This is a genomic window from Pararhizobium polonicum, assembly GCF_001687365.1.
GTDB lineage: Bacteria > Pseudomonadota > Alphaproteobacteria > Rhizobiales > Rhizobiaceae > Pararhizobium > Pararhizobium polonicum.
Window position 1 is genome coordinate 150,528 of record NZ_LGLV01000013.1, and the last position, 12,134, is coordinate 162,661.

General features: G+C 62.1%; 14 protein-coding genes, 1 tRNA gene and 1 pseudogene. 6 read left to right on the forward strand and 10 right to left on the reverse strand.

Going from position 1 to position 12,134, the window contains the following annotated elements; translation table 11 throughout:
- Positions 1–36 precede the first annotated feature (36 nt).
- The 6 genes from rlmH to obgE all read right to left on the reverse strand — a co-directional run bounded on the left by rlmH (position 37) and on the right by obgE (position 5,348).
- A complete protein-coding gene (gene rlmH / locus ADU59_RS20665; RefSeq protein WP_068956047.1) occupies positions 37–519 on the reverse strand; it encodes a 23S rRNA (pseudouridine(1915)-N(3))-methyltransferase RlmH in 483 nt (160 codons plus the stop codon).
- Between the two features lie 196 nt (positions 520–715).
- Entirely contained in the window at positions 716–1,207 is a 492-nt protein-coding gene (gene rsfS / locus ADU59_RS20670; protein WP_193427095.1) for a ribosome silencing factor, read from the reverse strand.
- Between the two features lie 61 nt (positions 1,208–1,268).
- Complete coding sequence (locus tag ADU59_RS20675) at positions 1,269–1,850, reverse strand: nicotinate-nucleotide adenylyltransferase (protein ID WP_068956216.1); 582 nt, start codon at positions 1,848–1,850, stop codon at positions 1,269–1,271.
- A 37-nt stretch (positions 1,851–1,887) separates the two neighbouring features.
- The gene (locus ADU59_RS20680) at positions 1,888–3,168 is read right to left on the reverse strand and encodes a glutamate-5-semialdehyde dehydrogenase (RefSeq protein ID WP_068956048.1); all 1,281 of its coding nucleotides are present in this window, start codon (positions 3,166–3,168) and stop codon (positions 1,888–1,890) included.
- On the reverse strand, positions 3,161–4,330 hold the full coding sequence (gene proB / locus ADU59_RS20685; protein WP_068956049.1) for a glutamate 5-kinase: 1,170 nt from the start codon (positions 4,328–4,330) through the stop codon (positions 3,161–3,163). The genes ADU59_RS20680 and proB overlap by 8 nt, the downstream gene beginning before the upstream one ends.
- A 1-nt stretch (position 4,331) precedes the next feature.
- A complete protein-coding gene (obgE, locus tag ADU59_RS20690) occupies positions 4,332–5,348 on the reverse strand; it encodes a GTPase ObgE (protein WP_068956050.1) in 1,017 nt (338 codons plus the stop codon).
- 399 nt (positions 5,349–5,747) lie between these two features.
- Here obgE and ADU59_RS20695 point away from each other — a divergent pair, with 399 nt between their 5' ends.
- The 5 genes from ADU59_RS20695 to ADU59_RS20715 all read left to right on the forward strand — a co-directional run bounded on the left by ADU59_RS20695 (position 5,748) and on the right by ADU59_RS20715 (position 9,400).
- A complete protein-coding gene (locus tag ADU59_RS20695; protein WP_068956051.1) occupies positions 5,748–6,455 on the forward strand; it encodes a GntR family transcriptional regulator in 708 nt (235 codons plus the stop codon).
- Positions 6,456–6,503: 48 nt separating this feature from the next.
- Entirely contained in the window at positions 6,504–7,289 is a 786-nt protein-coding gene (locus ADU59_RS20700) for a transporter substrate-binding domain-containing protein (protein ID WP_068956052.1), read from the forward strand.
- A gap of 80 nt (positions 7,290–7,369) precedes the next feature.
- Positions 7,370–8,041, forward strand: coding sequence for an amino acid ABC transporter permease (locus tag ADU59_RS20705; RefSeq protein ID WP_068956053.1), 672 nt, complete (start codon positions 7,370–7,372; stop codon positions 8,039–8,041).
- A complete protein-coding gene (locus ADU59_RS20710) occupies positions 8,038–8,697 on the forward strand; it encodes an amino acid ABC transporter permease (protein ID WP_068956054.1) in 660 nt (219 codons plus the stop codon). Before ADU59_RS20705 ends, ADU59_RS20710 begins: the two co-directional genes overlap by 4 nt.
- Positions 8,675–9,400: an amino acid ABC transporter ATP-binding protein gene (locus tag ADU59_RS20715; RefSeq protein ID WP_068956055.1), complete on the forward strand. Its 726-nt coding sequence runs from the start codon at positions 8,675–8,677 to the stop codon at positions 9,398–9,400. The genes ADU59_RS20710 and ADU59_RS20715 overlap by 23 nt, the downstream gene beginning before the upstream one ends.
- A gap of 70 nt (positions 9,401–9,470) precedes the next feature.
- Here the strand turns inward: ADU59_RS20715 and ADU59_RS20720 are convergent, their stop codons facing one another.
- The 4 genes and pseudogenes from ADU59_RS20720 to rplU all read right to left on the reverse strand — a co-directional run.
- The gene (locus tag ADU59_RS20720) at positions 9,471–10,052 is read right to left on the reverse strand and encodes a GNAT family N-acetyltransferase (protein WP_068956056.1); all 582 of its coding nucleotides are present in this window, start codon (positions 10,050–10,052) and stop codon (positions 9,471–9,473) included.
- Positions 10,049–10,681: a GNAT family N-acetyltransferase gene (locus ADU59_RS20725; protein ID WP_068956057.1), complete on the reverse strand. Its 633-nt coding sequence runs from the start codon at positions 10,679–10,681 to the stop codon at positions 10,049–10,051. Before ADU59_RS20725 ends, ADU59_RS20720 begins: the two co-directional genes overlap by 4 nt.
- A gap of 126 nt (positions 10,682–10,807) precedes the next feature.
- Positions 10,808–11,077 carry a 50S ribosomal protein L27 gene (gene rpmA, locus ADU59_RS20730; RefSeq protein WP_037096930.1) on the reverse strand — a complete coding sequence of 90 codons (270 nt, stop codon included), beginning with the start codon at positions 11,075–11,077 and terminating at the stop codon, positions 10,808–10,810.
- Between the two features lie 102 nt (positions 11,078–11,179).
- Positions 11,180–11,488 (reverse strand): annotated as a pseudogene (gene rplU, locus ADU59_RS20735) (50S ribosomal protein L21); the annotation flags it as partial.
- Positions 11,489–11,771: 283 nt separating this feature from the next.
- Here rplU and ADU59_RS20740 point away from each other — a divergent pair.
- Positions 11,772–11,861, forward strand: a tRNA-Ser gene (locus tag ADU59_RS20740).
- The last annotated feature ends 273 nt before the right edge of the window (positions 11,862–12,134 follow it).

Below are 12,134 nucleotides of genomic sequence, written 5' to 3' on the forward strand. Positions count from 1 at the left end.
ATTGCGGCATCCGCATGGCGGTGTACCGGCGATGCTTCAGACCCGGTGATAGGGGTGGCCGGACAGGATGGTGACGGCGCGGTAGAGCTGTTCTGCGATCAGGATGCGCACCAGCTGATGCGGCCAGGTCATCTTGCCCAGGCAGATGACGGCATCCGCCTTGCCATGCAGGGCGGGGTCGAGCCCGTCGGCACCGCCGATGGCAATCATCAGGTCGCGTTTGCCGCTGTCGCGGAACGATCCGATCAGCGACGCAAAACCTTCCGAATCGAGCGCCTTGCCGCGTTCATCGAGCAGAATGAGCAGGCTGGCGTCGGGCAGGGATTTTTCGAGCTGGGCCGCTTCCTCGCGCTTGCGCGTATCGGCGCTCGAGGCGCGGCTTTCGGGGACTTCGGTGACGCGCGACAGTTCGAGGCCGATCGCGGGGCCAGCCTTGGAGAAGCGGTCGAGATAACGGGCCGCAAGATCCTTTTCCGGGCCGGCCTTGAGGCGCCCGACGGCAAAGAGGCCAACCCGCATGTCATTTCCTCGATCTGATCCCGTCCGTGACGGCGTGGCCGTCTGTCTGCCGACGAGAGGCACATTCTTTCCTGTCCAGCGGGGCGCCGGACTGCATTCTGCAACGGGCCGCAATCGAACTGGAACACCTGCACGGCCATTGCAGGATTCAAATGTGTCACCGCCGTTCAAGCGTCCGGTCAAGGACGCCGGACGCTCAGTGCAATGTACCGTCTTCCATGTCCGGCGCGGCCCACATCTTTTCGATGTTGTAGAACTCGCGGATTTCCGGGCGGAACACGTGGACGATGATATCACCGCCGTCGATCAGCACCCAATCGCCGGTCTCCAGACCTTCGACGCGGGCATTGCCCTGGCCACCATCCTTGAGGTCGGTGATCAGGTGGTCGGCGATTGCCATGACATGCCTGCTCGACCGCCCGGAGACAACGACCATGTAGTCTCCCAGCGCCGATTTGCCGGCAATATTGATGGTGACAATATCTTCTGCCTTCGAGTCCTCGAGACTGCCGAGAACCAGGTGAAGAGCACGGGCAGCGGCTTCGTCGCTGCGTTCCGGGCTTTTAGGGAAGATGCGGGTGACATTTCCCTTGGCTTGTACTGTTGTCAGGGTTTTTCCTTTCCAGGTGAACAGAACAGGCATGGTGCGATTCGAATGTCGGTCGAGCCGCACTCCAAATGTAGGCATCAATGCCTTAACGTTTCAAGACATGAGAAGTAAATGACGGTTAATCATTGCCTCTATGCCGTCATGATTTTGCCCTCAGCGCCGTCGAACTCAGCGGCGAGCGCGGCCCGTGAATGAAGGTCCAGGCGGGCGCCTTGCGGAAGGCGAGCGCTGCGGCGCGGTCCTCGTCGACGCGGGCATAGTCGAAGGTCTTTGCCATTTTCGAGGACAGATAGGAGAGCGTGGCGCCCGGGCGGTCGATGACGGCGATCGGAAAGGTGCAGGCGATCTTCTGCCAGTCCTGCCAGTGGTGGAAGTTCCGCAGGTTGTCGGCGCCCATGATCCAGACGAAGCGGATATCGCGGTTTCTCTCTCGGATCTTTTCCAGCGTGCGCGCCGTGTAGCTTTGTCCGAGCGACTGCTCGAAGGCCGTCACCTTGATGCGCGGATCGTCGGCGATCGCTTCGCTGAGCGCAATCCGCTCGGCAAGCGGCGCAAGATGATTGCGGCTCTTCAGCGGGTTGCCGGGGGTGACCATCCACCAGAGCTGATCGAGGCCGAGCCGCCGCAGGGCGATATCGGCGACCAGCACATGTCCTTCATGCGGCGGATTGAATGAGCCGCCGAACAACCCGACGGTCATGCCGCTCTCGACATGGGGCATTTTCAGGTAGAAGGGATCGACGTCGCCCGGATGCACCTTAAGGCCGGACCTGACCGGTGCCGCGCACCCTGTATTTGAACGAGGTCAGCTGCTCGACGCCGACGGGCCCGCGCGCATGCATCTTGCCCGTTGCAATACCGATTTCGCCGCCCATGCCGAATTCGCCGCCATCGGCAAATTGCGTCGAGGCGTTGTGCAGCAGGATGGCGGAATCGACTTCTGCGAAGAAGCGTTCGACGACGGCCGGGTCTTCAGCGATGACCGCTTCGGTGTGCGAGGACGACCATGTGGAAATATGATCGATGGCGCCGGCAATGCCGTCGACCAGCGTCACCGAAATGATCGCATCGAGATATTCCGTCGCCCAGTCTTCTTCCGTCGCCGCGATCAGCCCCGGCACGATGGCGCGGATATCCTCGCTGGCACGGACCTCGCAGCCGGCATCGCGCAGGGCTGCGATCAGGGGAGCCACGAATGTGCTGGCAACCTTGCGGTCGATCAGCAGCGTCTCGGCAGAACCGCAGACGCCGGTGCGCCGCATCTTGGCATTGACGATGATTTTCCTTGCCATGTCCAGATCGGCCGATGCATCGACATAGACGTGGCAGAGGCCTTCGAGATGCGCAAAGACCGGCACGCGCGCCTCGTTCTGGACGCGGGCGACCAGGCTCTTGCCGCCGCGCGGAACGATGACGTCGATCGAGCCGCCGAGCCCCGTCAGCATCGCGCCGACGGCAGAGCGGTCGGCGACCGGAACCATCTGGATCGCATGCTCTGGAAGTCCGGCATCCTTCAGCCCCTGCACCAGGCAGGCATGGATAGCCTGCGATGAATGCAGGCTGTCCGAGCCGCCACGCAGGATCACGGCATTGCCCGCCTTCAGGCACAGTGCGCCGGCATCCGCCGTCACATTGGGGCGGCTTTCATAGATGACGCCGATGACGCCGAGCGGCGTGCGGACGCGCTCGATATGCAGGCCGTTGGGGCGGTCCCATTCGGCGATGATATCGCCAACGGGATCGGGCAGTTCGGCAATGGCGCGGATGGCGTTGGCCATATCGAGAACGCGGTTTTCCGACAGGGTCAAACGGTCGAGGAAGGATGCGGCAACGCCGGTTTCGCGGGCATTTTCAAGATCGAGCGCGTTGGCGGCGAGGATCTCGTCCTTGCGCGCGACGATGGTGCTTGCCATGCTGACGAGGGCGGCATGCTTGCGTTCGGCCGAGGCCATGGCAAGCGGCCGGCTGGCGGCGCGCGCCTGCCTGCCGATCACGGCCATCAGCTCCTGGATTTCTTTCTTTCTCGCATCATCAAGCATGCGCGTCGCTCCTCACCGCATCCGTATCCCGCCTGGCGGGCGCCGTCATGACCATGTCGTCCCGATGCACCATGGCGGCACGGCCGGCATAGCCGAGAATAACAGCGATTTCCGCCGATTTCTTGCCGGCGATCTGGCGGGCCTCGTCGGCGTCGTAACCGGCAAGCCCGCGGGCAATCTCGCGGCCTTCGATGCCGATGATGGCAATCGTATCGCCACGGCTGAACGAGCCGGTGATCTGGCGCACGCCGGCCGGAAGCAGGCTCTTGCCGGAACGCAGGGCGGTTTCGGCGCCCGCATCGATGGCAAGGCTGCCGGCCGGCAGCAACTGCCCGGCAATCCAGGTTTTTCGCGCCGTGACCGGCGAGCCGGAAGGCGCAAACCAGGAGGAGCGCGCACCTTCGGCGATGGCCGACAGCGGATGATCGACTTTTCCCGACGCAATGATCATGGCGCAGCCGGCGCCGGTGGCGATCTTGCCGGCGTCGATCTTGGTGCGCATGCCGCCGCGCGACAGCTCGGATGCCGCGCCGCCGGCCATGGCCTCGATCTGCGGGGTGATTTCCGCGATGGTTTCGAGAAAACGGGCATCGGGATCGAGATGCGGCGGCGCCGTGTAAAGGCCGTCGATATCGGAGAGCAGCACCAGGAGGTCGGCACCGGTCATGGTGGCGACGCGGGCGGCCAGACGGTCGTTGTCGCCATAGCGGATTTCGGTGGTGGCGACCGTGTCGTTTTCGTTGATGATCGGCACGGCGCCCATCTTGAGCAACTGGCTGATCGTGGCACGGGCGTTGAGATAGCGGCGGCGCTCCTCGGTGTCGCCCAGCGTCAAAAGGATCTGGCCGGCGACGATCGCGTCGGCCGACAGGCTTTCCGACCAGGCGCGGGCCAGCGCGATCTGGCCGACCGCCGCGGCCGCCTGGCTTTCTTCAAGCTTCAGCGCGCCGGGCGCCAGATCGAGCACCGAGCGGCCGAGCGCAATGGCGCCGGAGGAAACGACGAGAACGTCGATGCCCTTTGCCCGAAGGGCCGCAATATCGGCGCACATGGCGTTCAGCCACTGCTTCTTGAGGCCGGTCTTGCGATCGACAAGCAGGGCAGAGCCGATCTTGATCACAATCCGGCGGTATTTTTCCAGCGGTTTGCGTTGCGCCGTCATGTCAGTCTTCTTCTTCGCCTGTGTCGGTCTGGGCTGCCACGATGATATCGCGCAGGCCACGCAGCGTTTCCGTCATGCCGGTGCCGACGATTGCCGACAGCAAAAGCGGCGTCTGGCCGCTGGCCTTTGCCAGGGCCTTCTGCTTTTTCTTCAGCTCCGTCGGGTCGAGCACGTCGATCTGCGACAGGGCAACGATTTCCGGCTTGCCGAGCAGTTCGCCGCCATAGGCTTCAAGCTCGTATTTCACGGTCTTGTAGGCCTTTGCCACATCCTCTTCCTGCGCGGACACAAGATGAAGGAGAACGCGGGTGCGCTCGACATGGCCGAGGAACCGGTCTCCAAGGCCAACGCCGTCATGGGCGCCTTCGATCAGGCCGGGAATATCGGCAAGGATGAACTCGCGGCCATCGATGGTGGCAACGCCGAGGTTCGGATGCAGCGTCGTGAAGGGATAGTTGGCAATCTTCGGGCGGGCGCGGGTGACCGTTGCCAGGAAGGTCGACTTACCGGCATTGGGCAGGCCGACGAGACCGGCATCGGCGATCAGCTTCAGCCGCAGCCAGATGGTCTTTTCCTCGCCTTCGAGGCCGGGATTGGCCCAGTTCGGCGCCTGGTTGGTCGAGGATTTGAAATGGGTATTGCCGAAGCCGCCATTGCCGCCGGCTGCCAGACGGAAGCGCTGGCCTTCAGCGATCATGTCGACGATCAGGGTTTCTGAATCTTCCTCGAAGATCTGGGTGCCGACAGGGACTTTCAGCGTCACATCGGCGCCGCCGGCGCCAGTGCGGTTGCGGCCCATGCCGTGAATGCCGGTGCCGCCCTTGAAATGCTGCTGGAAGCGGAAATCGATCAGGGTGTTGAGGCCGTTGACGGCTTCCACCCAGACATCGCCGCCACGGCCGCCGTCGCCGCCGTCCGGTCCGCCGAACTCGATGAATTTCTCGCGCCGGAACGACACAGCGCCAGCACCGCCGTCGCCGGAGCGGATATAGACTTTTGTTTCGTCGAGAAATTTCATCGCACTGCCATCTGTTGGGTGTCTTCGTCTGTCCGGGATTTGCGCCATCGATATAGGCGCCTGCCCCGCAGGTCAAAGAATATCGTCAAGTTTTTGCGCCGTAACGCCTGCCAAAGCGCCGGTTTTTAAGAATGTTCCCCGCCCGGCGCACCGTTTTTCTCTTTGGAAAGACAATATCACGGTCTTGCGAACCAAGGGAGCGATACACCGCCGCATGACAATGTCCCATCGGGCATGTCCGTCGCTTGTGCGGTACGGCTGAAAATCCCGGCGGCAGGATCCTGCCTAAAAAACCATCCTGCCGGTCCTGTCCGGTCAAATATCGTGCAGATGCGGAGAGGCGGATCCTGAAAAATCCGAGGTTTAAAAGCTGGCACAAGTCTTGCTGTCCTTTCTTGTATGCAAGACAGCCCAACCACGATCACCCCGCGGGACACCATCGAAGAGGCCATTGTTTCGGGGATACTCAACGCCCGGATCAGGCCCGGGACCCGGCTCAGCGAAAACCAGCTCGCCGGCCTTTTCGGCGTTTCCCGCACCCGCGTGCGCGAGGCGATGATGCGTCTGGAAACACGCTGCATCGTCCATGTCAGCCCGCGCCGGGGCTGGTTCGTCGTTGAGCCTTCGGCGGAAGAGGCGATGATGGTCTACGGCGCACGGCGGGTCATCGAAGCCGGTCTTTTGCGCAGCATGCGGGCGTTGAGCGATGACGGCCGGGCGGCGATCCGGAGCCATCTGGCGGAAGAAAAGGCGGCCATGGAGGCCGGCGACCGCCAGCGGCTGACCTGCCTGATGGGCGATTTTCACATCCGCATCGCCGAGCTGGCCGGCAATCCGGTTCTCACCGAAATCCTGCGCGATCTGACCGCGCGGACCATTCTGATTTCGATGCTCTATCAGTCCGACTTTCATGCCCTGCAATCGCATCTCGGCCATTGCCGGATCGCCGACGCGATGGAAGACGGCGATTTTGCAAAGGCGGCCGCCCTGTCGATCGAGCATCTCGACGAGGTGGAAACGGGGCTGGATCTGACACAGCGCCCCGATCCGCTTTCGGAGCTTCGCAGCTCCCTTTCCCTTCCTCCCAGGAGCGTCCCCGTCCCCTGATGGCGGCACGAGAACCAAGCCCATCACCACAAAAGGAGAATGACCAGAATGTTTGCCAGAAAACTCTTTGTCGCCGCCGCGCTCTTGGCCGCTACCCTCGGCCTTGCCCCGGCATCGCATGCCGATGCCCTGAGCGACATCACCGCCCGGGGCACGCTGCGCGTGGCGGTGCCGCAGGATTTCCCGCCCTTCGGCAGCGTCGGCACCGACATGGCGCCGATGGGCTATGACATCGACATGGCCAATCTGATTGCCGAAAAACTCGGCGTGAAGACCGAACTGGTTCCCGTCACCAGTGCCAACCGCATCCCCTATCTGCAGACCAACAAGGTCGATCTCGTCATTTCCAGCCTCGGCAAGAATGCCGAGCGGGAAGCGGTGATCGACTTCACCGCCGCCTATGCCCCATTCTACAACGGCGTTTTCGCACCGGCCGAGGTGGCGGTTGCCAAGGTCGAAGACCTCTCCGGCAAGGTCGTCGGCGTGACCCGCGGCGCCGTCGAGGATCTGGAGCTGACCAAGATCGCGCCAGGCGATCTCACCATCAAGCGCTATGAAGACAATAACGGCACGATTTCGGCCTTCCTGTCCGGCCAGGTGGAGCTTGTCGCCACCGGCAACGTCGTGGCTGCGGCCATTCTGGCCAAGAACCCGCCGAAGCGCCCGGAGCTGAAATTCCTGATCAAGAACTCGCCCTGCTACATCGGCCTCAACAAGAACGAGCCGGCGCTGCTGGAAAAGGTCAACGCGATCATCGCGGCTGCCAAGACGGACGGCACGTTGAACGGCATCGCGCAGAAATGGCTGGGCACGGACATCCCCGCCGGTCTCTGATCGAAGCCGCCCACAAGGCTGTCATCCCGCAGAAACGGGGTGACAGCAGCGTCCCTGGTCCGAAGAGAGGGAAAACCGTCTTGAGTTACCATTTCGAATTCAACTGGCTGGCTCAGTATTATCCGGAGATCGTCAAGGGCATCGGCGTCACGCTGCAGCTGATCCTGATCGGCGCCGTGCTCGGTATCGCGCTGGGCATTGCCTGCGCCTGGGCCCGGGCGCTGGGGCCGGCCTGGCTGAAGCCGATCGTCGCGACCTATGTGGAGCTGATCCGCAACACGCCGTTCCTGATCCAGCTGTTCTTCATCTTCTTCGGCCTGCCGTCGCTGGGCTTGCAGCTTGGCGAACTGCAGGCGGCCAATATCGCCATGGTCGTCAATCTCGGCGCCTATAGCTGCGAGATCATCCGGGCGGGCATCCAGTCGACACCCAAGGGTCAGTTCGAAGCCGGCGCCAGCCTTGCGATGACGCCGTTCGAAACCTTCCGCCATGTCGTGCTGGTGCCGTCGCTGCAGCGGATCTGGCCGGCGCTTTCCTCCCAGGTGGTCATCGTCATGCTCGGTTCCTCGGTCGTTTCGCAGATCGCCGCCGAAGACCTGACATTTGCCGCCAATTTCATCCAGTCGCGCACCTTCCGCGCCTTCGAGGCCTACATGGTCTCCACCGTGATCTATCTCGTCCTGGCGATCCTGCTGCGTCAGGTGCTTGCCGTGATCGGCAGCTTCATATTTCCAAGGAGGACGGCGCAATGACCGAATTCACCCTGTGGGATATTCTTCGAAACCTGCTTTTGGCGACGCGCTGGACCATCGTCCTCTCGCTGGTGTCCTTCATCGGTGGCGGTGCCGTCGGGCTTCTTCTCTTGTTTGCACGGATCAGCGCCCGCAAGGCGCTGCGGACCTTCGCCCGCTGCTATATCGAACTGTTCCAGGGCACGCCGCTGCTGATGCAGCTCTTCATCGCCTTCTTCGGTCTGGGGCTCTTCGGTATCGATGTACCGGCCTGGCTCGCGGCGGGCGTGGCGCTCATTCTCTGGGCGGCGTCCTTTCTGGCCGAGATCTGGCGCGGCTGCGTCGAAGCCATCGCCAAGGGACAATGGGAGGCTTCGGCAAGCCTTGGAATGGGCCGGCTGCAGCAGATGCGCTACGTCATCCTGCCGCAGGCGATGAGGATCGCGGTGCCGCCGACAGTCGGCTTTTCGGTGCAGGTCATCAAGGGCACGGCACTGACCTCGATCATCGGTTTCGTCGAACTGTCGAAAGCCGGCACCGTCGTCACCAATGCCACGTTCCAGCCATTCACGGTCTACGGCCTCGTCGCCCTCATCTATTTCGCGCTCTGCTGGCCCCTGTCCAAGAGCAGCCAGATTCTCGAAAGGAAGCTCAATGTCGCTCATCGAAATCACTGAAGTCCGCAAGAGCTTCGGCGCCAACGAGGTGCTGAAAGGCATCAATCTCGATGTCGAGCCCGGCGAAGTGATTGCCATCATCGGCAAGAGCGGATCGGGAAAATCGACACTGCTGCGCTGCATCAACGGGCTGGAAATGATCAGCGGCGGCTCGATCTCGGTTGCCGGCGCCCAGTTGCTCGACGATCAGCTGCATCTGAAGACATTGCGGCTGAAGGTGGGCATGATCTTCCAGCAGTTCAATCTCTTTCCACACCTGACGGTTGGCGGCAATGTCATCCTGTCGCAGACCGTCGTCAAGAAAACCGCCACCAAGACTGCCGAAGCCATGGCGCGGAAGATGCTGGACCGCGTCGGCCTCGGCCACAAGTTCGATGCCTATCCCGACGAGCTGTCCGGCGGCCAGCAGCAGCGGGTGGCCATTGCCCGGGCGCTGGCGATGGAGCCGATCGCGCTGCTCTGTGACGAGATCACCTCGGCGCTCGATCCGGAACTGGTGGCGGAAGTGCTGGCCGTCGTGCGCGAGCTGGCCGCCGAAGGCATGACGTTGCTGATGGTGACGCATGAAATGAAGTTCGCCCGCGACGTCTGCTCGCGTGTCGTCTTCATGCACCAGGGCCGCGTTCACGAGATCGGGCCGCCGGGCGAGGTGTTTTCCAACCCGCAGACGCCGGAGCTGAAACAGTTTCTCGGCGTTCACTGAGGGCTGCAATGGGAATGGAGACCAACCCCGCGAATGCAGCAGCATCCGCGGGGTTGGTTTTTCGTGGAGATCAAGGCTTGCGCAGGTCGGCCGCCGTGATCCTGGTTTCGATATGGCTGACCATGCCGTTGCGCGCCAGAGCATAGACCTGGCTGCAGCCGGTGATCTCGAAGCCGAGCTTCTTCTGCAGCTTCAGCGATCCCGCATTGTCGGCAAAAACGCCGGAATGCAGGACGGTGCCGGGCATGCGCCGGAAGAAGCGTTCGATCGCCGCATGGGCGGCTTCGCTGGCGTAACCGCGGTTCCAGTAGTAGCGGTTCAGCCAGTAGCCGAGATGCCATTGGCCGTGCATGAGCTCGATGCCGACGCAGCCGATATGGACATCGTCGCCGGTTGTGATCGCCAGCGTCCAGCCGGCAATGAGGCCGGAGCCCTGCCGGGTGAGCCAGTCGAGCGCATCCTGCCGGTGATAGGGCATGGGCACACGCGCCAGCATGCGCGAGATCTGGTAATCACCCAGCGACTGCGCAATGGCGTCCGCATCGGACAGCTTGTGCGGACGCAGGATCAACCGCCCGGTTTCGATGACGGGGCAGGGGCCGGGATCGGGACGGAGCGCGATCTTCGGCCGTTCACGCAGGTGAGCGGTCATCTCAGGCCTCCCCAGCTGCGCAACGACATCCAGGTCTTGCGGTCGAGCCTGTACCATTCGACCGACATCATGCCGCCGAGCGCCAGGCTGTCGACCATGCCCGACCCCTGAAACTGGAAGCCGCACTTCTGGATGACCCGCCGCGAGGCGACGTTCATGACCCGGCAGCGCGCATCGATCTGGTCGATGTCGCGGGTGCGGAAGGCCATGTCGGTCAGCGCCTGCGCCGCCTCGGTGGCATAGCCCTTGTTCCAGTGCGGTTCGCCCAGCCAGTAGCCGAGCTCCGCCGTTCTGCCGTCGGGATGCGGCTCGACACCGCAGCAACCGAGAAATGCGCCATTATCCGCTTTGGTAATCGCATAGACGCACTTGCCAATCGTGCCCGTCTTCGTACGGCGTACGAAATCCGCGGCATCGGCCACCGTGTAGGGGTGCGGCATGCGCGAAACCATGGTGGCGATATTGGCGTTGTTGGCAAGATGGGCAAGGGCGTCGATATCGTCTTCGTGGGGGGCGCGCAAAACGAGCCTGGGCGATAACAATATCGGGCAATCGGTCCTTGACCGCTGAGGCCGCAGCCTTTCCTCAGGAGACCGTGATTGGCTCTCCCTCAACAATTCGCTTTGCATGTTCAGTCCTCCAAGACGTGAAAAAGGGGAGATCGGGCATCGCCCCATCTCCCCTTTTGATCTTGGCCTGAACGGTAAGCGTCAGCCGGGTCGATGAGACGCCGGCTGTTTTAGAGCGCTACCGGCTTATTCCGCTGCTTCGGCTTTCGGCATTACAGACACGTACACGCGGCCATTGGCCTTCGTACGGTAGTTCACGTTGCCCGCCGTCAGTGCAAAAATGGTGTGGTCCTTGCCGAGGCCGACATTGGCGCCCGGATGCCACTGGGTTCCGCGCTGGCGCAGAATGATGTTGCCCGGAATGACGACTTCGCCACCGAACTTCTTCACGCCGAGGCGCTTGGACTGTGAATCGCGACCGTTGCGCGAGGAACCGCCAGCTTTTTTATGTGCCATGGGTGTTCTCCTTTAAACCTTTAGATCCGTTGCTCAGTTTGCAGCTTCAGCGGCGGCGTCTTCAGACTTCTTGGAAGCCTTCTTCGCCTTCGCGCCGGCAACAGCAGCGATGTCCAGGATGCGGACGGTCGTGTTGTGCTGGCGGTGACCGCGGGTGCGCTTCGAGTTCTGGCGGCGGCGCTTCTTGAAGGCGATGACCTTCTTGGCGCGGCCATGTTCCACAACTTCGGCGCTGACAACGGCACCTTCGACAAACGGAGCACCGATGGTTGCATCGGCGCCGACGCCAACCATCAGGATCTCGGTGAATTCAATCTTGTCGCCTGCGGCGCCTTCCAATTTTTCAATCGTCAGAACGTCGTTGGCTGCCACGCGGTACTGTTTACCGCCGGTCTTGATGACTGCGAACATTTTATATCCTTTCATGTTCGTTCCGGCTCTCCGCTGTGCGGGGCCGTCTTTTTCTTCAGTCGGACATGGCAAGGTTTGAGGCCTTGCCGGTGAACGGGCGCAAAAGACACCCGGCGCGGTGAGGACATGCCACACCACTTCGATTGCGCGAATTACTGGAAGCCGGCAAAACTGTCAAGACGAAAGACGTGCATGCGCCTGATATTCCTTGATATGCCCCCTTGTCATCCGCGAAAACTGCCGCTATGAACCGCCTCGCGCTACGGCGCCGACCAGCATATCCGGAGAGGTGGCAGAGTGGTCGAACGCACCGCACTCGAAATGCGGCATACCTGCAAGGGTATCGTGGGTTCAAATCCCACCCTCTCCGCCATTCTGGGCTTGGGCTTGGGCTGCCGGCGCTTTCCGCGCACACCGATCTTCACACGAGCGCTTTTGCTACGCCTCTTTGAGTTGGAGATGACGCCAAGGCGTCACGTGGGTACGATTTAAGTTCAGTTTTGAGAAATTACGGGCAGGCTACCGCAGCTGACTCTGAATCGTAGATGTAGACGGAGGCCTGACGAGCGTGAGGTTTTTTTGATTATGCGGAGAACCTTCGCGGGCCGCTTTGGGGGCGACAGGAATCGGTCTGCCATTCGCTCTC

Coding starts and splice junctions, on each gene's coding strand:
- rlmH (WP_068956047.1), bottom strand. CDS start 519: ATGCGGGTTGGCCTCTTTGCCGTCGGGCGCCTCAAGGCCGGCCCGGAA.
- rsfS (WP_193427095.1), bottom strand. CDS start 1,207: ATGCCTACATTTGGAGTGCGGCTCGACCGACATTCGAATCGCACCATG.
- ADU59_RS20675 (WP_068956216.1), bottom strand. CDS start 1,850: ATGCCCCATGTCGAGAGCGGCATGACCGTCGGGTTGTTCGGCGGCTCA.
- ADU59_RS20680 (WP_068956048.1), bottom strand. CDS start 3,168: ATGCTTGATGATGCGAGAAAGAAAGAAATCCAGGAGCTGATGGCCGTG.
- proB (WP_068956049.1), bottom strand. CDS start 4,330: ATGACGGCGCAACGCAAACCGCTGGAAAAATACCGCCGGATTGTGATC.
- obgE (WP_068956050.1), bottom strand. CDS start 5,348: ATGAAATTTCTCGACGAAACAAAAGTCTATATCCGCTCCGGCGACGGC.
- ADU59_RS20695 (WP_068956051.1), top strand. CDS start 5,748: ATGCAAGACAGCCCAACCACGATCACCCCGCGGGACACCATCGAAGAG.
- ADU59_RS20700 (WP_068956052.1), top strand. CDS start 6,504: ATGTTTGCCAGAAAACTCTTTGTCGCCGCCGCGCTCTTGGCCGCTACC.
- ADU59_RS20710 (WP_068956054.1), top strand. CDS start 8,038: ATGACCGAATTCACCCTGTGGGATATTCTTCGAAACCTGCTTTTGGCG.
- ADU59_RS20715 (WP_068956055.1), top strand. CDS start 8,675: ATGTCGCTCATCGAAATCACTGAAGTCCGCAAGAGCTTCGGCGCCAAC.
- ADU59_RS20720 (WP_068956056.1), bottom strand. CDS start 10,052: ATGACCGCTCACCTGCGTGAACGGCCGAAGATCGCGCTCCGTCCCGAT.
- ADU59_RS20725 (WP_068956057.1), bottom strand. CDS start 10,681: ATGCAAAGCGAATTGTTGAGGGAGAGCCAATCACGGTCTCCTGAGGAA.
- rpmA (WP_037096930.1), bottom strand. CDS start 11,077: ATGGCACATAAAAAAGCTGGCGGTTCCTCGCGCAACGGTCGCGATTCA.